The sequence below is a fragment of the Escherichia sp. KTE159 genome, from assembly GCF_000408805.1.
GTDB classification, from domain to species: domain Bacteria; phylum Pseudomonadota; class Gammaproteobacteria; order Enterobacterales; family Enterobacteriaceae; genus Escherichia; species Escherichia marmotae.
The window spans coordinates 1,933,334-1,952,474 of the sequence record NZ_KE137292.1 but is presented as its reverse complement, the minus strand read 5'-3'; the positions used below and the strand labels follow the sequence as shown (position 1 = coordinate 1,952,474).

Annotated in this window: 31 protein-coding genes and 2 pseudogenes; all 33 read left to right on the top strand. The window is 49.0% G+C overall.

What is annotated here, in order from left to right; all coding sequences use genetic code 11:
- The first annotated feature begins 57 nt into the window (after positions 1-57).
- The 33 genes and pseudogenes from A31E_RS12170 (at position 58) to A31E_RS12315 (ending at position 19,133) form a co-directional block, all read left to right on the top strand.
- Positions 58-264 (top strand): hypothetical protein, encoded by a 207-nt coding sequence (locus A31E_RS12170; protein ID WP_000807329.1) that lies wholly within the window; start codon positions 58-60, stop codon positions 262-264.
- A gap of 17 nt (positions 265-281) precedes the next feature.
- A complete protein-coding gene (locus A31E_RS12175) occupies positions 282-560 on the top strand; it encodes a phiTE_015 family protein (RefSeq protein WP_016248929.1) in 279 nt (92 codons plus the stop codon).
- A 4-nt stretch (positions 561-564) separates the two neighbouring features.
- Positions 565-819: a hypothetical protein gene (locus A31E_RS12180; RefSeq protein WP_015973885.1), complete on the top strand. Its 255-nt coding sequence runs from the start codon at positions 565-567 to the stop codon at positions 817-819.
- Positions 800-1,240: a recombination protein NinB gene (locus tag A31E_RS12185; protein ID WP_016238076.1), complete on the top strand. Its 441-nt coding sequence runs from the start codon at positions 800-802 to the stop codon at positions 1,238-1,240. Before A31E_RS12180 ends, A31E_RS12185 begins: the two co-directional genes overlap by 20 nt.
- A pseudogene (locus tag A31E_RS0122730) lies at positions 1,237-1,763 on the top strand (phage N-6-adenine-methyltransferase). The gene A31E_RS12185 and the pseudogene A31E_RS0122730 overlap by 4 nt, the downstream one beginning before the upstream one ends.
- The gene (locus tag A31E_RS0122725) at positions 1,760-1,936 is read left to right on the top strand and encodes a NinE family protein (protein ID WP_001254223.1); all 177 of its coding nucleotides are present in this window, start codon (positions 1,760-1,762) and stop codon (positions 1,934-1,936) included. The pseudogene A31E_RS0122730 and the gene A31E_RS0122725 overlap by 4 nt, the downstream one beginning before the upstream one ends.
- A gap of 2 nt (positions 1,937-1,938) precedes the next feature.
- Positions 1,939-2,286, top strand: a complete 348-nt coding sequence (locus A31E_RS12190) for a phage protein NinX family protein (RefSeq protein WP_016248927.1) — start codon at positions 1,939-1,941, stop codon at positions 2,284-2,286.
- A complete protein-coding gene (locus A31E_RS12195; protein WP_000950943.1) occupies positions 2,279-2,455 on the top strand; it encodes a protein NinF in 177 nt (58 codons plus the stop codon). The genes A31E_RS12190 and A31E_RS12195 overlap by 8 nt, the downstream gene beginning before the upstream one ends.
- Positions 2,448-3,171 (top strand): annotated as a pseudogene (locus A31E_RS23535) (phage antirepressor KilAC domain-containing protein). The gene A31E_RS12195 and the pseudogene A31E_RS23535 overlap by 8 nt, the downstream one beginning before the upstream one ends.
- On the top strand, positions 3,171-3,461 hold the full coding sequence (locus tag A31E_RS12200) for a DUF1364 domain-containing protein (RefSeq protein ID WP_016248924.1): 291 nt from the start codon (positions 3,171-3,173) through the stop codon (positions 3,459-3,461). The pseudogene A31E_RS23535 and the gene A31E_RS12200 overlap by 1 nt, the downstream one beginning before the upstream one ends.
- Positions 3,458-3,982: an HNH endonuclease signature motif containing protein gene (locus A31E_RS12205; protein ID WP_001535922.1), complete on the top strand. Its 525-nt coding sequence runs from the start codon at positions 3,458-3,460 to the stop codon at positions 3,980-3,982. The genes A31E_RS12200 and A31E_RS12205 overlap by 4 nt, the downstream gene beginning before the upstream one ends.
- On the top strand, positions 3,983-4,345 hold the full coding sequence (locus A31E_RS12210; protein ID WP_016248923.1) for a RusA family crossover junction endodeoxyribonuclease: 363 nt from the start codon (positions 3,983-3,985) through the stop codon (positions 4,343-4,345). It begins immediately after the preceding gene.
- A complete protein-coding gene (locus A31E_RS12215) occupies positions 4,342-4,530 on the top strand; it encodes a protein ninH (protein ID WP_000994515.1) in 189 nt (62 codons plus the stop codon). The genes A31E_RS12210 and A31E_RS12215 overlap by 4 nt, the downstream gene beginning before the upstream one ends.
- Positions 4,527-5,150, top strand: a complete 624-nt coding sequence (locus A31E_RS12220; protein ID WP_016248922.1) for an antitermination protein — start codon at positions 4,527-4,529, stop codon at positions 5,148-5,150. Before A31E_RS12215 ends, A31E_RS12220 begins: the two co-directional genes overlap by 4 nt.
- A 432-nt stretch (positions 5,151-5,582) precedes the next feature.
- Positions 5,583-5,906, top strand: a complete 324-nt coding sequence (locus A31E_RS12225; protein ID WP_000783734.1) for a phage holin, lambda family — start codon at positions 5,583-5,585, stop codon at positions 5,904-5,906.
- The gene (locus A31E_RS12230; protein ID WP_000229398.1) at positions 5,890-6,366 is read left to right on the top strand and encodes a glycoside hydrolase family 24 protein; all 477 of its coding nucleotides are present in this window, start codon (positions 5,890-5,892) and stop codon (positions 6,364-6,366) included. The genes A31E_RS12225 and A31E_RS12230 overlap by 17 nt, the downstream gene beginning before the upstream one ends.
- Positions 6,363-6,830: a lysis protein gene (locus A31E_RS12235; protein ID WP_001341210.1), complete on the top strand. Its 468-nt coding sequence runs from the start codon at positions 6,363-6,365 to the stop codon at positions 6,828-6,830. The genes A31E_RS12230 and A31E_RS12235 overlap by 4 nt, the downstream gene beginning before the upstream one ends.
- Positions 6,818-6,970, top strand: coding sequence for a hypothetical protein (locus A31E_RS12240; protein ID WP_001139680.1), 153 nt, complete (start codon positions 6,818-6,820; stop codon positions 6,968-6,970). The genes A31E_RS12235 and A31E_RS12240 overlap by 13 nt, the downstream gene beginning before the upstream one ends.
- Before the next feature lie 203 nt (positions 6,971-7,173).
- Entirely contained in the window at positions 7,174-7,659 is a 486-nt protein-coding gene (locus A31E_RS12245; protein ID WP_001058931.1) for a GIY-YIG nuclease family protein, read from the top strand.
- Positions 7,660-7,837: 178 nt separating this feature from the next.
- Positions 7,838-8,194: a Gp49 family protein gene (locus A31E_RS12250; RefSeq protein WP_001535929.1), complete on the top strand. Its 357-nt coding sequence runs from the start codon at positions 7,838-7,840 to the stop codon at positions 8,192-8,194.
- Positions 8,195-8,297: 103 nt separating this feature from the next.
- Positions 8,298-8,540 (top strand): DUF2560 family protein, encoded by a 243-nt coding sequence (locus tag A31E_RS12255; protein ID WP_000807780.1) that lies wholly within the window; start codon positions 8,298-8,300, stop codon positions 8,538-8,540.
- A 1-nt stretch (position 8,541) separates the two neighbouring features.
- A complete protein-coding gene (locus A31E_RS12260; protein WP_016248921.1) occupies positions 8,542-8,721 on the top strand; it encodes a hypothetical protein in 180 nt (59 codons plus the stop codon).
- A gap of 23 nt (positions 8,722-8,744) precedes the next feature.
- Entirely contained in the window at positions 8,745-9,167 is a 423-nt protein-coding gene (locus A31E_RS12265; protein ID WP_000190002.1) for a terminase small subunit-like protein, read from the top strand.
- Positions 9,164-10,579 carry a PBSX family phage terminase large subunit gene (locus tag A31E_RS12270; RefSeq protein WP_000200779.1) on the top strand — a complete coding sequence of 472 codons (1,416 nt, stop codon included), beginning with the start codon at positions 9,164-9,166 and terminating at the stop codon, positions 10,577-10,579. Before A31E_RS12265 ends, A31E_RS12270 begins: the two co-directional genes overlap by 4 nt.
- Position 10,580: 1 nt before the next feature.
- A complete protein-coding gene (locus tag A31E_RS12275) occupies positions 10,581-12,779 on the top strand; it encodes a portal protein (protein ID WP_016248920.1) in 2,199 nt (732 codons plus the stop codon).
- A 90-nt stretch (positions 12,780-12,869) separates the two neighbouring features.
- On the top strand, positions 12,870-13,763 hold the full coding sequence (locus A31E_RS12280; RefSeq protein ID WP_016248919.1) for a phage scaffold protein: 894 nt from the start codon (positions 12,870-12,872) through the stop codon (positions 13,761-13,763).
- An 18-nt stretch (positions 13,764-13,781) separates the two neighbouring features.
- Positions 13,782-15,035 (top strand): P22 phage major capsid protein family protein, encoded by a 1,254-nt coding sequence (locus A31E_RS12285; RefSeq protein ID WP_016248918.1) that lies wholly within the window; start codon positions 13,782-13,784, stop codon positions 15,033-15,035.
- Between the two features lie 41 nt (positions 15,036-15,076).
- Positions 15,077-15,265 (top strand): hypothetical protein, encoded by a 189-nt coding sequence (locus tag A31E_RS12290; protein ID WP_001389518.1) that lies wholly within the window; start codon positions 15,077-15,079, stop codon positions 15,263-15,265.
- On the top strand, positions 15,246-15,707 hold the full coding sequence (locus tag A31E_RS12295) for a packaged DNA stabilization gp4 family protein (RefSeq protein WP_016248917.1): 462 nt from the start codon (positions 15,246-15,248) through the stop codon (positions 15,705-15,707). The genes A31E_RS12290 and A31E_RS12295 overlap by 20 nt, the downstream gene beginning before the upstream one ends.
- Before the next feature lie 9 nt (positions 15,708-15,716).
- The gene (locus A31E_RS12300; protein ID WP_016248916.1) at positions 15,717-17,135 is read left to right on the top strand and encodes a packaged DNA stabilization protein gp10; all 1,419 of its coding nucleotides are present in this window, start codon (positions 15,717-15,719) and stop codon (positions 17,133-17,135) included.
- Positions 17,135-17,983 (top strand): tail needle knob protein, encoded by an 849-nt coding sequence (locus tag A31E_RS12305; RefSeq protein ID WP_016248915.1) that lies wholly within the window; start codon positions 17,135-17,137, stop codon positions 17,981-17,983. Before A31E_RS12300 ends, A31E_RS12305 begins: the two co-directional genes overlap by 1 nt.
- Positions 17,983-18,438, top strand: coding sequence for a DUF2824 family protein (locus tag A31E_RS12310; protein ID WP_016248914.1), 456 nt, complete (start codon positions 17,983-17,985; stop codon positions 18,436-18,438). Before A31E_RS12305 ends, A31E_RS12310 begins: the two co-directional genes overlap by 1 nt.
- A gap of 2 nt (positions 18,439-18,440) precedes the next feature.
- Complete coding sequence (locus A31E_RS12315) at positions 18,441-19,133, top strand: DNA transfer protein (RefSeq protein WP_000964868.1); 693 nt, start codon at positions 18,441-18,443, stop codon at positions 19,131-19,133.
- Positions 19,134-19,141: the final 8 nt, after the last annotated feature.

The window sequence follows — 19,141 nt, the reverse complement described above, 5'->3', positions numbered from 1 at the left end:
AGCTAATAAAAGGCCTGCTGGTAATCGCAGGCCTTTTTATTTGGGGGAGAGTAAATCGTGGCTGAGTTTATGCTCGTCGCACTCAAATGCGTTGGCGTTGGATGGATTCTTCTGACGTTTTTTATTGTTCTGCATAGCTACATTCGTCTTGTGAATGACGGTAAAGACCCATGGTATACGTTGTTTGGCGCTGCATTTGTCTGGGTGATTATCGGTGTTATGCCTGTCGCTGTAGCAAAAATGGCGTGGCGTTTTGTGAGTTGAACTGAGGGTAAGTATCGATGGACGAATCAAGAAAGCAGTTTGAGGAATACGTTGCCAAAAAATTGAGATTACCATTCGAGATGATAACCGAGGCAAGAAATGGTGATAGGTACTTTGCATTTTCAAGCATGGATATTCGTCACTCCTTAAATGAGTGGTGGACTTTATGGCAGGCATCGCGAGCAGCTATTGAAATTGAGTTGCCTGTATGGTTTGTCAGTGATGCTATTGCTGTGTACGACCGTGACGATATCGATGAATCCATCCGCGCTGCTGGAATCAAAGTGAAGGAGTGAGTATATGTCATTTATCAAATTAACCATGCGATGCAGCATCTATCAGCCACCAAGCACAAGCGCGATAGAAAGCACCAGAAGTGCATATGAGCCCTTGTACGTTAACTCTGACAACATCGAAACCCTATTTGATGCCGGATTTACGATTGTAAGAATGGCAAGTGGTGAGCGGTTCGATGTTATTGAGAAACCAGAAGCTATTTTGGCGTTAATTAATCCATGCGTGCAGAAGGTGAGCCATGAGGAAACTAACGTTTGAACTAAGAAGCCCCATCCATCAGCAGAACGCCATTCAAGCCATCCAGCAAATCCTTCCAGACCCAACCAAACCAATCGTAGTAACCATTCAGGAACGCAACCGCAGCTTAGACCAGAATCGAAAGCTTTGGGCTTGCCTTGGTGACGTCTCTCGTCAGGTTGAATGGCATGGTCGCTGGCTGGATGCAGAAAGCTGGAAGTGTGTGTTTACCGCAGCATTAAAGCAGCAGGACGTTGTTCCTAACCTTGCCGGGAATGGCTTTGTGGTAATAGGCCAGTCAACAAGCAGGATGCGTGTAAGCGAATTTGCGGAGCTATTAGAGCTTATACAGGCATTCGGTACAGAGCGTGGCGTTAAGTGGTCAGACGAAGCTCGACTGGCTCTCGAATGGAAAGCGCGATGGGGAGATCGGGCAGCATGACTATCAAATCAAATACGCCAGCACACGACAAGGACTGCTGGCAAACGCCGCTTTGGCTTTTTGATGCACTGGATATTGAGTTTGGATTCTGGCTGGATTCGGCAGCGAGCGACAAAAATGCTCTGTGTGCTCACTGGCTAACTGAGGCCGACGACGCGCTAAATTCTGAGTGGATAAGCCACGGGCAATCTGGAATAACCCACCGTACAGCAATATCAGGCCGTGGGTGGAAAAAGCCGCTGAGCAGTGCATACAACAGCGACAGACGGTAGTTATGCTTGTGCCAGAGGATATGTCAGTCGGATGGTTCAGCAAGGCTCTGGAGAGTGTCGACGAAGTTCGCATTATCACTGATGGACGGATTAATTTTATCGAACCATCGACAGGGCTGGAGAAGAAGGGAAACAGCAAAGGCTCCATGCTGCTGATTTGGCGACCGTTCATCAGTCCTCGACGGATGTTTACTACCGTATCCAAAGCGGCATTGATGGCGATCGGGCAGGGCGTCAGGAGGGCGGCATGAGGCGACAGCGACGAAGTTTCACCGACATCATCTGCGAAAACTGCAAATACCTTCCAACGAAACGCTCCAGAAATAAACGCAAGCCAATCCCAAAAGAATCTGACGTAAAAACCTTCAATTACACAGCTCACCTGTGGGATATCCGGTGGCTAAGATATCGTGCGAGGAAATGACAATGGATTATTCACAGTTAAGTGATTTTGAAATTAACAAGCGAGTATTTAAAGCGATAGTTGGGGCAAAACCATTAGGTTATCCGCACAACGCAGATGGACGGTCTGTTGGCAATGAAGTAAATGGTAATTATCGATGGTACGACTACTGCAATAACCCAGCAGATGCATGGCCTGTAATTGCAAAACATCAGATCAGCATATGTGCATACGAAAGAAATAATCCTGGAATGAAGAATGAATATTGGTGGGAGGCGGATAGATTTTGTGAATTTATTACCATAGACAACAACCCACTCCGCGCCGCCATGATTGTATTTCTCATGATGCAGGACGCCAATAATGCTTAGCCCATCCCAATCCATTCAATACCAGAAAGAAAGCGTCGAGCGGGCTTTAACGTGCGCTAACTGCGGTCAGAAGCTGCATGTGCTGGAAGTTCACGTGTGTGAGCACTGCTGTGCAGAACTGATGAGCGATCCGAATAGCTCAATGTACGAGGAAGAAGACGATGAGTGAGTTAATGAATGGCAATGCCATCAAAATGACAAGCATTGAAATCGCTGAGTTGGTGGGAAGTCGTCATGACAAGGTGAAACAATCTATTGAACGACTGGCGGCTCGAGGTGTGATCCGAAATCCCCCAATGGTGGTTTTCGAAAAAAATCAATAACTTAGGATTACTTCGTGGCGTAGAGGCTTACGTTTTTGAGGGCGAACAAGGTAAGCGAGACAGCATTATTGTCGTCGCTCAGTTGTCGCCGGAATTCACCGCTCGTCTTGTTGACCGTTGGCGAGAGCTTGAAGAAGCTGCGGTTAATATCCCCAAAACGCTACCAGAAGCGTTGCGCCTTGCTGCTGATCTTGCTGAGCAGAAAATGCAACTGGAAAACCAGCTCGCAATTGCCGCACCTAAAGTTGAGTTTGCCGATCGCGTTGGCGAGGCCAGCGGAATTTTGATTGGAAACTTTGCAAAGGTTGTCGGTATTGGTCCGAACAAACTGTTTGCGTGGATGCGTGATCACAAAATCCTTATTGCTTCAGGTTTCCGGCGAAATGTGCCAATGCAGGAATATATGGATCGCGGTTATTTCACAGTGAAAGAAACAGCGGTCAACACAAATCACGGAATACAGATATCGTTCACCACAAAAATCACCGGGCGTGGTCAACAGTGGCTGACCAGAAAGCTGCTCGATAACGGAATGCTGAAAGTAACAGGGGAGGCTGCTTAATGGCTAACCTACGCAAAGAAGCGCGCGGAAGAGAATGTCAGGTACGTATTTACGGCGTATGCAATGGCAACCCTGAAACTACAGTTCTGGCACATTACCGGATGACTGGAATTTGCGGAACGGGAATGAAGCCTGACGACCTGATCGGCGCATGGGCTTGTAGTGACTGCCACGCGGAGATCGACCGACGCACCCGGATTCTCGACAACAAAGACGCCAGACTTTACCACCTCGAAGGCGTGATCAGGACGCAGGCGATACTGCTGAAGGAGGGGAAGATTAAGTCATGAACGGTAAAAGATATCCAACACAAAAAGAAATCAATGAATTGTATGAATATAATAGCGAAACAGGTTTGTTTATATACAAGAGAAGAGAAAGTGTAAGAGAGTGCTGGAATTCAACATATGCCGGTAAGATTGCTGGTTCTATAGATGAAAAAGGATACGTTCGTATATCTGTAAATAAAAAAGTTTGTCGAGCTCATAGAATCGCATGGATATCCTTTTATGGAAGTGAACCTGATGGGGAAATTGACCACATAAATGGAGTTAAAAGCGATAACAGAATATGCAATTTGCGCGTTGTAGATGATAAACAGAACTCAAGGAACAGAAAAAAGCCTATTAATAATCGCTCTGGAGTAATGGGGGTTGCCTACTATAAGAAGAATAAAAAGTGGGGCGCATATATAAACAGTGATAATAAAAAGATATTTCTTGGATTATACGATGACATATCTCTAGCCGTTAATGCCAGAAAATTGGCGGAATCACGATTGGGGTATCACCATAATCATGGGAGAGGATAAATGGCAGAATACAGATTCACACTTCCGTACCCACCGTCGCTGAACACCTACTGGCGAAGACGGGGAAGCCAATACTACATCAGCGATAAAGGCCAGAAATACCGAAAAGACGTTCAGCAAATCATCCGCCAACTTAAGTTAGACATTTTCACCAAATCACGACTCCGCATCAAAGTCATCGCAGACGTTCCAGACTCCCGCCGCCGCGACCTCGACAATATCCTGAAAGGTTTACTCGACTCCCTTATCCACGCCGGATTTGCGGAAGACGACGAGCAATTCGATGACATTCGCGTAATTCGTGGCGTGAAAGTACCAGGCGGAAGGCTTGGAATAAAAATCACCGAACTGGAGAACGTATGAACGCCACAATTCAAACGATACCGGAGCTTCTTATCCAGACACGAGGCAATCAGACCGAAGTGGCGAGGATGCTTTCCTGCGCAAGAGGAACAGTGCTCAAGTACAACAGAGACAGCAAAGGTGAGCGTCACGTAATAGTTAACGGCGTCCTGATGGTCAAACAGGGCAAGAGGGGAAGACCATGAGACTCGAAAGCGTAGCTAAATTTCATTCGCCAAAAAGCCCAATGATGAGCGACTCAGCACGGGCCACGGCTTCTGACTCTCTTTCCGGTACTGATGTGATGGCTGCTATGGGGATGGCGCAATCACAAGCCGGATTCGGAATGGCTGCATTCTGTGGTAAGCACGAACTCAGCCAGAACGACAAACAAAAGGCTATCAACTATCTGATGCAATTTGCACACAAGGTATCGGGGAAATACCGTGGTGTGGCAAAGCTCGAAGGAAATACTAAGGCAAAGGTGCTGCAAGTGCTCGCAACATTCGCTTATGCGGATTATTGCCGTAGTGCCGCGACGCCGGGCGCAAGATGCAGAGATTGCCACGGTACAGGTCGTGCGGTTGATATAGCAAAAACAGAGCAGTGGGGGAGAGTTGTCGAGAAAGAGTGCGGAAGATGCAAAGGCGTCGGCTATTCAAGAATGCCAGCAAGCGCTGCATATCGCGCTGTAACGATGCTAATCCCAAACCTTACTCAACCCACCTGGTCACGCACTGTTAAGCCACTGTATGACGCTCTGGTGGTGCAATGCCACAAAGAAGAGTCAATCGCAGACAATATCTTGAATGCGGTCACACGTTAGCAGCATGATTGCCACGGATGGCAACATATTAACGGCATAATATTGACTTTTTGAATAAAGTTGGGTAAATTTGACCTAACGATGGATAAATGCACTCTTTAAATAAAGCCCTGAGTTAATAGCTCGGGCTTTTTGCGTTTTAATCACGACCTTTCTGAAAGCACATCAAGCCAAATACCAGACAGACAAAAATAATCACCTTATCCGCTGTGGCTACGGTGCGGTGTGCTTTGCATAAAAGAAAACCAGCGCAATGGCTGGCTTCGTGAAAGCGGGTGGCAAGAGGTTGCGCTAACAACCTCCTGCCGTTTTGCCCGTGCATATCGGTCACGAACAAATCTGATTACTAAACACAGTAGCCTGGATTTGTTCTATCAGTAATCGACCTTATTCCTAATTAAATAGAGCAAATCCCCTTATTGGGGGTAAGACATGAAGATGCCAGAAAAACATGACCTGTTAGCCGCCATTCTCGCGGCAAAGGAACAAGGCATCGGGGCAATCCTTGCGTTTGCAATGGCGTACCTTCGCGGCAGATATAATGGCGGTGCGTTTACAAAAACAGTAATCGACGCAACGATGTGCGCCATTATCGCCTGGTTCATTCGTGACCTTCTCGACTTCGCCGGACTAAGTAGCAATCTCGCTTATATAACGAGCGTGTTCATCGGCTACATCGGTACTGACTCGATTGGTTCGCTTATCAAACGCTTCGCTGCTAAAAAAGCCGGAGTAGAAGATGGTGGAAATCAATAATCAACGTAAGGCGTTCCTCGATATGCTGGCGTGGTCAGAGGGAACTGATAACGGACGTCAGAAAACCAGAAATCATGGTTATGACGTCATTGTAGGCGGAGAGCTATTTACCGATTACTCCGATCACCCTCGCAAACTTGTCACGCTAAACCCAAAACTCAAATCAACAGCAGCAGGACGTTACCAGCTTCTTTCCCGTTGGTGGGATGCATACCGTAAGCAGCTTGGGCTGAAAGACTTCTCTCCGAAAAGCCAGGACGCTGTTGCACTACAGCAGATTAAAGAGCGTGGCGCTTTACCGATGATTGATCGCGGTGATATTCGTCAGGCTATCGACCGTTGCAGCAATATCTGGGCTTCACTGCCGGGCGCTGGTTATGGTCAGTTCGAGCATAAGGCTGACAGCCTGATTGTAAAATTCAAAGAAGCAGGCGGAACGGTCAGAGAGATTGAGGTATGAGCAGAGTAACCGCGATTATCTCCGCTCTGGTTATCTGCATCATCGTCTGCCTGTCATGGGCTGTTAATCATTACCGTGATAACGCCATCGCCTACAAAGAACAGCGAGATAAAAAAGTCAGTGAGCTGAAGCAGGCGACCGCCACCATTACTGACATGCAGCAGCGCCAGCGTTCTGCTGATGCACTCGATGCTAAATACACGAAGGAGTTAGCTGATGCGAAAGCTGAAAATGATGCTCTTCGGCGCAAGCTTGATAATGGTGGTCGGGTGTTCGTCAAAGGAAAATGCCCTGTGCCATCCTCAGCCGAAACCTCCAGCGCCTCCGGCATGGGCAATGATGCCACCGTCGAACTCTCTCCAGTTGCTGGACGAAACGTTCTCGGTATCCGGGACGGAATTATCCGCGACCAAACAGCACTGAGAACGCTTCAGGAATACATCAGGACGCAATGCCTTCGATGATAGCGATAATTTTACTCATCATCCTTCACATCTGGCTCTGTAGACAGGGTGGTGATCACTTCTGGAGTGAATCCAGATTAAACATCTCATTGCTGATGCTTGATATTGAGCATCTGGCGCGCGGTAAGGGGCTGCGTTGAGATAAGAGCCAGTCATCACAAACACCAGGATTTAGCCTCGCATTCGCGGGGCTTTTTTGTGTCCTCAGTAAACGCGCATCGCAGCGCATATAAACCCCGAGTCTTTCAGAAAGCTGAGCCTGAGAATTGCCGTATATGGTGGCGACCATCTCGGGGACGGCTTTTCTGTGCGAACAGGCTCATCTTTCTAAAAGGTAAACGCTATGAATAACTTTGTTGAAATTACCTCAAGAATTGGTCGCATGTACCAAGATTTTCTTATAAGTGGAAAGGGATCTGGCGACATCATAGAGGAAATTGACAAGCTAAGTGCAGAGCTGAGAAGGAATGGGTGTGTTAATTCTATCTTTTTTGAAACTTTGCTAAAGCAAGGCTTCATGTTTGACATGATTAATTACAACAAAGTCGCACCCAGTGCTTCGCAAAAATCATATGTGTACGTTCTGCATGCTGAAGATAGTGGGCTAACAAAAATAGGGTTTAGTCGCAGGGTTAATAAACGAATTTCAGAGATATCTCGCATGAGTGGTGGGAAGCTAAATCTAATTGCAAAGATTCCGGCCGATAGAGAGCTTGAAACCAAATTGCACCAAAAATATTACAACTATAGGTCGCACGGGGAGTGGTTTAGTCTCAATCGTTGTCATTTGAAAGAGCTAAAAGAAATGCCTGGTAACGAACTGAAATAATCCCCGGACTCACCAATTAACGGCAGTACAGCGAAACAACCCAAGCCAGTAAGTGGGGGAATAACACTGGCAGCCACTGAAAGATGAACCTCCAGCCTTATGGCAAAAAAGATTCTTTGTGGTGGCGGACTGATGGAAAGACATCCTAATCAAGCAACCACTCTACAGGGTCATAATTATGAACGACCAGCAAATCGAAAAAGAAATCGTTGAGAAAGGCAAAACGGCACCGCGCGTTACGCCCCAATATATCGAAAGCATCATTCTTGAAGAGCATTTCTTTACTGCTTATGACGGTATTCGTGCCGCCAATATGGGCGTTGGCGATGCGTGGACAGCGCATAAATCTACAGACCTCCTTACTTTCTGCGTACTGGTGCTGAAGAATGGCTTCACCGTCACCGGAGAGAGCGCCTGTGCAAGCCCGGAAAACTTTGATGCAGAAATTGGTCGGAAGATTGCCCGGCAGAATGCTGTAAACAAAATCTGGATGCTTGAAGGTTACTTGCTGAAGCAGAAGCTAAGCGAACAGTAGTTATTACAAAAGCCATTCCCTACAGAGTGGCTTTGATAATGGCTTATACCCTACACGGGATAACTTAACTGATATCCCTTTTAACGGATAAACGGAGCCAACAATGGCAGAGATTATTCCCATGACTGAAGAACAGAAATTCAAGTTAGAAATTTACCGACTGCTATCTAAGAACAATTCAGCGGCAGAGGAAGCTTTTGCATTCATTGGTGCTGACCAACTGAAACTGGAATTGTTCAAGTTGCACTACAACGATGGCGGTGCAAATCCAGACTTCACATCTCGCACTATCGAAGCGGTGCGTAAATCGAAGGAAGCGTTAGACCTGTTCACTACCGGAGCATGATGTGAGCCGCGTAATCAATTTGGGTAAGGAGAAGAAATTCCCAATTACTCAAGAGCTATACAAGCGGCTGGAAAGCGTCATCCATGATTACGATGGTGAAATCAGTTTATGCGAGGCGATTGGCACACTCGAATTGCTGAAGCAGTCACTGATTGAAGGCGCGAAAGAGTCCTCAACCTGAAATGACAATTAAGTGAGATAAATATGGCGACTGAACCAAAAGCTGGTCGCCCCTCTGATTATATGCCGGAGGTGGCTGACGATATCTGCTCGTTGCTTTCTTCTGGCGAAAGTTTGCTGAAAGTATGTAAGCGTCCTGGCATGCCGGATAAGTCCACTGTTTTCCGCTGGTTGGCAAAGCATGAGGATTTTCGCGACAAGTACGCGAAGGCAACTGAGGCACGAGCTGATTCTATTTTCGAAGAGATATTCGAAATTGCTGACACTGCGATTCCAGATGCTGCTGAGGTGGCAAAGGCAAGACTTCGCGTTGATACCCGCAAATGGGCGCTGGCCCGAATGAATCCCCGTAAGTATGGCGACAAGGTAACTAACGAGCTTGTCGGCAAAGACGGCGGCGCAATCCAGATTGAAACATCACCGATGAGCACTCTATTCGGAAAATGACCTCGATTAATCCTATCTTTGAACCGTTCATTGAGGCGCATCGCTACAAAGTCGCCAAAGGCGGTCGAGGTAGCGGTAAGTCATGGGCAATTGCGAGGCTGCTTGTTGAAGCGGCGCGTCGGCAGCCAGTGCGTATTCTCTGCGCTCGTGAACTGCAAAACAGTATCAGCGATTCGGTAATCCGGCTGCTTGAAGACACCATAGAGCGTGAAGGGTATACGGCTGAGTTTGAAATTCAGCGTTCCATGATTCGTCATCTCGGAACGAATGCTGAGTTCATGTTCTACGGCATCAAAAACAACCCGACGAAGATTAAATCGCTCGAAGGCATTGATATCTGCTGGGTGGAGGAAGCGGAAGCGGTAACGAAGGAATCATGGGATATCCTGATACCAACCATCCGCAAGCCGTTCTCTGAAATATGGGTGAGCTTTAACCCGAAGAACATACTCGACGATACCTATCAGCGATTCGTTGTAAATCCTCCCGATGATATTTGCCTGCTGACGGTGAACTACACCGACAACCCGCACTTTCCTGAAGTTCTCCGTCTGGAGATGGAAGAGTGTAAACGCAGAAACCCGACACTGTATCGTCACATCTGGCTTGGTGAGCCAGTGAGCGCAAGTGATATGGCAATCATCAAACGTGAATGGCTTGAAGCTGCTACCGATGCGCACAAGAAACTCGGATGGAAAGCGAAAGGCGCTGTTGTCTCTGCGCATGACCCGTCAGATACAGGACCAGATGCTAAAGGTTATGCATCGCGTCACGGTTCGGTAGTTAAGCGCATTGCCGAAGGTCTGCTGATGGACATCAACGAGGGTGCTGACTGGGCTACTTCGCTGGCGATTGAAGACGGCGCTGACCATTACCTGTGGGATGGTGATGGTGTTGGTGCCGGGCTACGCAGACAGACAACGGAAGCGTTCTCCGGCAAGAAAATCACCGCCACGATGTTCAAGGGCAGCGAATCGCCATTCGATGAAGATGCACCATATCAGGCCGGAGCATGGGCTGATGAAGTCGTGCAGGGCGACAACGTTCGCACTATTGGCGATGTGTTCCGTAATAAGCGAGCGCAATTCTATTACGCGCTGGCTGACAGGCTGTATCTGACATATCGGGCGGTTGTCCACGGTGAGTATGCAGACCCCGACGACATGCTGAGTTTCGACAAAGAAGCGATAGGCGAGAAGATGCTGGAGAAGCTGTTTGCAGAACTGACGCAGATTCAGCGCAAATTCAATAACAACGGGAAGCTGGAGCTTATGACTAAGGTCGAAATGAAGCAGAAGCTCGGTATTCCATCTCCTAACCTGGCTGATGCGCTGATGATGTGTATGCATTGCCCGGAGTCGGCTGCGCAACCCGACTATTCCAGTTACTCAATTCCTTGTGGTGTAGGTTGATATGGCAGAAAAAAAGATGACTGACTGGCATCGCAAGGTGCTGTGCAACTTTGATAATGCCTGGTCAGCAACGCAGGATATGCGTGAGCAGATTATTGAGGCTCAACGTTTCGTCCGGGTATCCGGCGCACAGTGGGAAGGCAGCACAAACGCTGGTTACTCATTTGATGAAGGCAGGTTTGAGCATTATCCGCGCTTTGAACTAAATAAGATTGCCCGTGAATGTGATCGCATCATTGGCGAGTATCGGCAGAATCGCATCAGCGTTAAATTCAGGCCGAAGGATGACAAGGCATCGGAAGCGTTAGCCGAAAAGATGAACGGCAAATTCCGCGCTGATTATCAGGAAACATCCGGTGGCGAAGCGTGTGATAACGCATTTGATGATGCTGTAACGGGCGGATTCGGTTGTTTCCGCATGTGTGCTGATTACGAAGATGAAATGGATCCGAGTAACGAGCAGCGACGCATCAGCCTTCTTCCTGTTTACGACCCAGCGACATGCGTCTTCTTCGATCAGGACAGCAAGCAATATGACCGCTCTGATGCTATGTGGGCTATGGAAATGTTCTCCATGACGCCTAAAGCGTTCGAGGCTGAATACCCTGATTCCATCGCGGCAAGCCTTTCTCGTGATGACACTGGCACTCAATATGACTGGTCAACGCCAGATGCCATCTATGTTGGACGTTACTACGAAGTCCGCATAGAGAAGGTGAAGCTCACAGCATGGCGTAACCCTGTCAGCGGAGAAACGGCAATCTATGATGAAGAGCAAATCAAAGATATTGTCGACGAGCTGACCGATGGTGCATTCGAACTGATTGGCGAGCGAACGGTGAAGAAGCGCCGCGTTTATTGCGGTCTTCTGTCTGGCGCTGAATGGCTGGAAGAACCGAAGCGTATTCCGGGCGAACATATTCCTCTCATCCCGGTATATGGGCGTCGCTCATTTGTTGATAATCAGGAGCGAATCGAAGGCCACGCAGCAAAAGCGATGGATGCGCAGCGTCTTGAGAACCTGATGGTTTCCATGATTGCAGATAACGCTACTCAGGCTGGCGGTGATGGCATTCCTGTAGTTGATGTTGACATGATTCCTGGTCCTCTTGCCACTCATTGGGCGGAGCGCAACAAAAAGCGCCCGGCGTTCCTGCCGATGGTCAGTCTGAAAAACAAAAACGGAGATATTACTGCGCAGGCTCAGGTCAGCAGTTATACACCTCCGACACAAATGCCGCCAGCTCTTGCCGGGCTATTGCAGTACACCGGAACGGCTATTCAGCAAATTACAGGTGCGTCGCAGCTTGAGAACATGCCGAGCAACGTCGCCACCGATACCGTTGATAGCATCTTTAACCGGATGGATACGCAGTCCTATATCTACATGGACAACATGGCTAAATCCATGCGTCGCGCTGGCGTTGTGTGGCTTTCTATGGCGCGTGAAGTCTATGGCAGCGATACGCCAATGCGCATCGTTAATGAGGACGGCAGCGATGACGTGGCGCTGATGACTGGTGAAGTGGTTGACCGTCAGACAGGGCAGGTTATCGCGCTTAACGACCTTTCGCAGGGTAACTATGAAGTGACTGTCGATGTCGGTCAGTCGTTCGCTACTCGCCGTGATGCAACGGTTAAGTCGTTACTTTCCATGCTGGCACTTATCCCACCAGGAACGCCGAAGCACGACCTTGTATCGTCGATGATTCTCGACAATATGGATGGCGAAGGGATGGACGACCTTAAAGAATACAACCGCAATCAGTTGCTTCTGTCTGGAGTTATCAAGCCGAGAACGCCAGAAGAGCAGCAGATGGTTGAGCAGGCGAAACAACAACAGGCCAGTCAGCCAGATCCGGCTATGGTTGCTGCGCAAGGTCAGCTTCTTGCTGGTCAGGCTGAATTGCAGAAAGCGCAGAACGAACAGGCAGCCATTCAGGTTAAAGCATTCCAGGCACAGACGGATGCTCAGGTTGCTGCGGCAAATGTTGTGAAAATCCTCGCATCTGCCGATAGCCAGCAAAAATCTGATATCCGTGAGGCGCTGAAACTGCTCGGACAGTTCCAGCAACAGCAAGGAGATAATGCCCGTGCTGATGCAGAGCTTGTCCTGAAAAGTCAGGCACAGGGCCATGCGCAGCGCATGGACATCAGCAGCATCCTGCAAAAATTAACTCAGCAACAACCACAGCAGTAATTAACCCATAACGTGCAATGGCTGTCTTTATGAGGCCTGGCACCCTATTGCCTTCCGATGGGCTGAACATCGAGTAAACAGGGGGAACAAATGGACCAGATGGCAGAAAACACACCAGAAGTTGAAATCGAAACCGATACATCAGAGAAGATTCCTGATGATGTCGAACTGGCTGAAGAAGTCGAAACAGAAGATGGCAGTGAGTCCTCCGGCAATGATGCAGAGGAAGCTACTGAAACTGATGACGACGAATCAGAACAGGAATTCTACTTTGGTGATGAAAAGCTGGATTCGCCAACCAGCGAAGATAGCGCAGAGCATGGACTGGTAAAACACCTGCGCAAGACGATTAAAGAGAAAGACCGCGAGCTGAAAGAGCTGATGCGTCAGTCTCAGAAACCCGTCGAGCAGCAGCCGGTAATCACTCAACCACCGCGAATGCCAAAACTGGATGATGAGGACATCGGTTTCGATGAAGAAATCTATCAGCAACGCATGGCTAAGTGGGCAGAGGATAACGGAAAGTACCAGCAACAGGAGATGGCTCGCAAGCAGAAGGAGCAGGAGCTTCAGGCTGCTTATCAAGAGCGATTATCCAAATATCAGCAACGTGTTAAGGCTCTCAAGGTTCCTGGCTATCAGGAAGCAGAACAGGCCGTACTCGAGGAAATCCCCATCGAGACACAAAACGCGATCCTGTTTGAGTCAGAGAAGCCGGAAATCGTTGTTCTGGCGCTTGGTCGCAACGCTGAACTGCGCAAGCAACTGGCAGAAGCTACCAACCCCGTAGCAATTGGTCGTCTGCTGGAACGTATCGAATCTAAGGCCAGAATCATGCCAAAAGCAAAAACCACGGCAGCCACAACCCCGACAGTTAAGGGGAGCAACGGCGCAGTAATCAACAACCTCGACAAATTGAAAGCCAAGGCGCTGGAAACTGGTGACTGGACGCCGTATTTCGCCGCTAAAAAGGCAAAAAAATAACCTATCGGAGCATTAAGCATGGCTAACCAATTAGCAAAAGACCTTGAAATCATGTTCGAAAACTACGTTGAAGGCTTTGAGGCCGCCTGCGTAGTTTCCCGTAACGCTAAAAAATTCCGTCCCGGTGATACAGCAATGCAGCGAGCAGGTGATGTTCTGTATCGTCCGCAGCATTACCACATGAACATTGAGGAAGGCCTAGATCTCAGCGGCAAAACGCCAACAGCACTGGTTCAGCGCCTTGTTCCTTCTGTGTTCAAGGAGCCGAAAAACATTCTGTACACTCTGGATGCGCGTGAAATGCGTGACCCGGAACATAAAACTGAAGCTGGTCGCGCCGCAGGTATGCGCCTTGCTGCACAGATTGACTCTGACCTGATTTCCATGGTCACGCAGCGTGCTACTAACGTGATCACAATGGCTGACTCAACCACTGGTTCACAGGGCCGTGATTTGTGGAACTGTGCGGCAGGTATTGATGCCACCATGACGGCGATTGGTGTACCACAGGGTATCAACCGTCGCTCTTTCTGGAACCCCTTCAACTACAAAGACCTTGCTGGCGAGCTTGGTCACCGTGCCTACGCTCAGGGCGCAACCCTGACAGCATACGAAAAAGCGCAGATCCCTCCGGTTGCGTCCTTCGATAGCTACAAGACCGATATTTCTGGTCGTGTTCCGAAGGGTACAGCAACTTCCCTGACGCTGGCGGCTGAACCTGCGCACAAGGTTGAAGCGAAAGATGCCAACGATATGCCAGTGGATAACCGACAGGGGACTATTACGGTATCTGCATCTGGGTTGCAGGTTGGTGATGCGTTCACCATTGCTGGCGTGAATTCTGTACACCAGATCACCAAAGACACCACCGGGCAGCCGCAGGTATTCCGCGTTCTGGCAGTAAGCGGAACGACAGTGACTATCTCCCCGAAAATTCTGCCGCCTGACAACGCAGATGTCGCCAGCCGTCCATATGCAAACGTTGATGCTAACGCGGCAAATGGTGCAGCAATCACCATTCTCAACAAAAATGCCGCACCGGCCAACCTGTTCTGGGCTGATGGTTCTGTTGAGCTGATGTACGGCAAACTAGCGTTCCCGACTGGTCAGGGTCCACAGGTAATGACAGCAACCACCGAGCAGGGCGCTACGCTGATCATGTCTTACGCCTTCGACCACATCAAAGGCGTAACCACTGCGCGTTTCACCACTCTGTACGGTTGCTCTGTACTGGTTCCTGAATATACGGGCATCGTTATTGCCGGGCAGTAATTTAGGTGGGGCTTCGGCCCCATTTTTATTGGGAGAAGACAATGGCACGAACAATGCTCTATAAGCCGGGCAACATGATCACCTGTGGTCAGTTTGCTGTCGATTACATCATTGTTGATGACGAAGAAGTTAAATCTCACCTGAAAAAAGGTTGGGTAAAAACTCCTGAAGAAACCGCAACGAAGCAAAAAGTGGCTAAGGCGGAAGAAGATGGCGAAAACGAAGGGTGATCTCGTTCTAAAGGCTTTGCGAAAAGCCGGGCTGTATTCCAATGCCACGTTGACAGATGCTGACCCTCAGGCAATTGAAGATGCCATTAATGATCTCGAAGACATGATGGCAGCATGGCAGGCGAAAGGTATCGAGCTTGGATATCAGTTTGCTGATACAGAAAACGGCATCATGCCGTTACCTGACGATGATTCAGGTATCCCTGCATGGGCAAATGATGGCGTCGCTTTGAAGCTCGCTGTGCAGATGTGCATGGATAACGTCATTCAGCCGTCGGATGCTCTCCTTACCGCTGCTGACAGTGCATATCAGACAATCTGTATCGCTTTAACCAAAATACCACCACTTGAGCGGCGAAATGACATGCCTCGCGGTAGTGGTAACAAAAGCGCGTTTACGTGGAATCGGTTTTACATCGAGAAAGATAATCCGAGTACGTGAGGTGAATAAATGCCGATTCAGCAACTTCCGCTTATGAAAGGTGTCGGCAAAGACTTTCGAAGCGCCGACTATATCGACTATCTGCCAGTGAATATGCTGGCTACACCCAAAGAAATCCTCAACAGCAGCGGATATCTTCGCTCATTCCCGGGCATTGCCAAACGTTCCGACGTGAACGGCGTATCGCGGGGCGTCGAGTACAACATGGCGCAGAATGCTGTTTATCGCGTATGTGGTGGCAAGCTGTATAAGGGCGAAAGTGAAGTCGGTGATGTTGCCGGAAGTGGTCGTGTATCAATGGCGCATGGTCGTACATCTCAGGCTGTAGGCTTTAATGGTCAACTGGTCGAGTATCGCTATGATGGCACGGTTAAAACCGTCTCAAACTGGCCTACAGACAGCGGATTCACGCAGTATGAGTTAGGTTCGGTTCGCGACATTACGCGCTTACGTGGGCGTTATGCGTGGTCAAAAGACGGCACTGATTCATGGTTTATCACTGACCTTGAGGACGAATCGCATCCTGACCGTTACAGTGCTCAATATCGCGCAGAATCGCAGCCGGACGGCATCATAGGTATCGGCACATGGCGAGATTTCATCGTCTGTTTTGGTTCATCGACGATTGAATATTTCTCCCTGACTGGGGCAACCACCGTTGGTGCCGCTTTGTATGTCGCACAGCCATCGCTGATGGTGCAAAAAGGCATTGCCGGGACTTACTGCAAAACGCCGTTTGCTGATTCGTATGCGTTCATCAGCAATCCGGCAACAGGTGCGCCGTCTGTGTATATCATCGGCTCTGGTCAGGTATCACCAATCGCCAGCGCGAGCATTGAGAAAATACTACGCTCCTACACTGCTGATGAACTGGCTGATGGCGTGATGGAGTCTCTGCGATTTGATGCGCATGAGTTGCTGATTATCCATCTTCCGCGCCACGTACTCGTGTACGACGCATCTTCAAGCGCCAATGGTCCGCAATGGTGTGTGCTGAAAACAGGCTTATATGACGATGTGTACCGCGCTATTGACTTCATTTACGAAGGAAATCAGATAACGTGCGGCGATAAGCTGGAATCGGTTACCGGGAAATTGCAGTTCGATATCAGCAGTCAGTATGGGCTTCAGCAGGAACACCTGCTGTTTACTCCGTTGTTCAAAGCGGATAACGCCAGAGTGTTCGATCTTGAGGTTGAATCGTCAACTGGCGTTGCGCAGTACGCCGACCGCCTGTTCCTCTCTGCAACCACTGACGGCATAAATTACGGACGTGAGCAGATGATTGAACAGAATGAACCGTTCGTTTACGACAAACGCGTTTTGTGGAAGCGAGTCGGGCGCATCAGGAAAAATGTCGGCTTCAAATTGCGCGTTATCACGAAGTCACCTGTCACTCTGTCAGGCTGCCAGATAAGGATCGAGTAATGGCTGATTCGAATCTAAATGAGCCGGTAATCATCCAGGCTACGCGGCTCGACACATCAGTCCTTCCACGCAATATCTTCTCGCAGTCATATCTGCTGTACGTTATCGCACAGGGTACTGATGTTGGTAACGTGGCGAACAAGGCCAACGAAGCAGGGCAGGGCGCTTATGACGCACAAGTCAGGAACGATGAGCAGGATGTGATTCTTGTCGATCACGAAATTCGACTGGCATCAGTTGAAGCTAATATTCAGGACCACGAAACAAGGATCACTAACGCAGAAGCGGCGATAGTCGGCCTTGATTCGCGATTAACGACAGCAGAAAACGATATTGATTATCTGACGGATGAAGTTGTCGCCATTCAAAACACGCTTTCAGACCATGAGACGCGCATCGATGCTCTTGAGTATGCCACTACTCGCAAGAAATCAGAGGTTGTTTACTCTGGCGTATCTGTAACCATTCCGACAGCGCCGACCAACCTTGTTAGCCTGCTGAAAACGCTCACGCCGTCATCAGGCTCGTTGGCACCATTCTTCGACACCGTTAACAACAAGATGGTTGTGTTCAACGAGAACAAAACCCTGCTCTTCAAGTTGTCGATTGTCGGCACGTGGCCCAGCGGAACCGCCAACAGGTCAATGCAGCTAACCTTTTCCGGCTCTGTTCCTGACACGTTGGTCAGCAGTCGTAATGCGGCGACAACAACCGACAACATCCTGTTAGCTACGTTCTTCAGCGTGGATAAAGACGGCTTTCTTGCCACAAATGGCAGTACGTTAACCATTCAGTCAAATGGGGCGGCGTTTACTGCCACAACCATCAAAATCATTGCGGAGCAGTGATGATTCAGTTCAAACCAACGCGAAACATCGACCTGATCGAAGCAGTCGGAAATCACCCTGACATTATTGCCGGGAGCAACAACGGTGATGGATACGACTACAAACATGATTGCCGTTACTTTGAGGTGAACGTGCACGGGCAGTTCGGCGGCATTGTTTACTATCAGGAGATTCAGCCGCTGACATTCGATTGCCACGCCATGTACCTGCCAGAGATTCGCGGCTTCAGCAAGGAAATCGGGCTGGCGTTCTGGCGATACATTCTGACTAACACCACCGTTCAGTGCGTCACATCGTTCGCTGCACGCAAATTCCGCCACGGGCAGATGTACTGCGCAATGATTGGCCTTAAGCGTGTAGGAACTATCAAGAAATACTTCAAAGGCGTGGATGACGTGACGTTTTACAGCGCCACACGCGAAGAACTAATCGACTTCCTGAATCACGGGAGATAGCCATGTTATATGCATTTAAACTGGGCAGAAAACTGCGCGGCGAGGAACCTTATTGCCCTGAAAAAGGCGGGAAAGGTGGTAGCTCTGATAAAAGCGCAAAGTATGCAGCAGAAGCTCAGAAGTATGCCGCAGACCTGCAAAATCAGCAGTTCAACACCATCATGAATAACCTGAAGCCGTTTACTCCTCTGGCTGATAAGTATGTCGGCAGCCTCGAAAACTTATCGTCTCTGGAGGGGCAAGGTCAGGCACTTAACCAGTATTACAACTCTCAGCAGTATAAAGACCTTGCAGGTCAGGCTCGCTATCAGAGTCTGGCGGCAGCGGAAGCAACAGGTGGATTGGGTTCCACCGCAACCAGTAATCAGTTAGCAACAATCGCACCAACGCTTGGTCAGCAATGGCTATCTGGACAAATGAACAATTACAACAACCTGGCAAATATCGGTCTTGGCGCTCTTCAGGGGCAGGCAAACGCCGGGCAAACATATGCCAACAACATGAGTCAGATTTCACAGCAAAGCGCGGCGCTGGCTGCGGCAAACGCCAACCGACCGTCAGCATTGCAGCAGGGGGTTAGTGGTGCTGCATCCGGTGCGCTTTTGGGTGGTGGCATAGCCAGTGCTCTCGAGCTATCAACTCCGTGGGGTGCTGGTATTGGTGCTGGTCTTGGTCTGCTTGGTTCACTGTTTTAAGGGTTAAT